The organism is Brenneria izbisi, assembly GCF_025840185.1.
Classification (GTDB): domain Bacteria; phylum Pseudomonadota; class Gammaproteobacteria; order Enterobacterales; family Enterobacteriaceae; genus Brenneria; species Brenneria izbisi.
This window is the reverse complement of the sequence record NZ_JAMPJU010000050.1, coordinates 1-510: the sequence shown is the minus strand read 5'-3', so window position 1 is coordinate 510 and position 510 is coordinate 1. Positions and strand designations below refer to the sequence as shown.

Here is a 510-nt window from a genome sequence, read left to right as displayed (position 1 = left end):
CTGCCAATCCGGTGTGTGGAAATCAACCTCTCCAGTCCTGCCAGGCACTATTATGATGTGGGGCGCGCTGGTGCCTCCAGAGGGTTGGCTGGAACTCAATGGCCAGTTATTTAATCCCAGCGGAAATCCTGTTTTGACCAGCCTCTATCCATCCAGTAGGGTGCCAGATTTTCGGGGGTATTTCCCACGAGGCTGGGATAATGATGCTGGGGTAGATCCTGATGGTTCACGCTCGATTTTAAGCTATCAGGATGATGAGATCATTTCACATAAACATGCGATAACAATGTCTCATGAACATCAAGGCGCAACCGATGGAGAGGGTTTTCCACAAACGGACGCATCAGGGCCGATGATCACTCATGCTGCTACTGAACCCGACGGCACTGCTCCAAGAAGGGATGGAACAGGAAACCCAATGTTTTCCTTCGGTGGAAAAGAAACTCGTCCGAAAAATATAGCCGTGATGTTTATCATCAAGGCTGGATGATCTGCCTGCCAATCCGGTGT

1 protein-coding gene is annotated in these 510 nt (G+C 50.0%); it reads left to right on the top strand.

Annotated elements, in window-relative coordinates; translation table 11 throughout:
• Positions 1-490: phage tail protein (locus tag NC856_RS17690; protein ID WP_264091709.1), on the top strand; the 490-nt coding region annotated here is incomplete at its 5' end.
• Between the last annotated feature and the right edge of the window lie 20 nt (positions 491-510).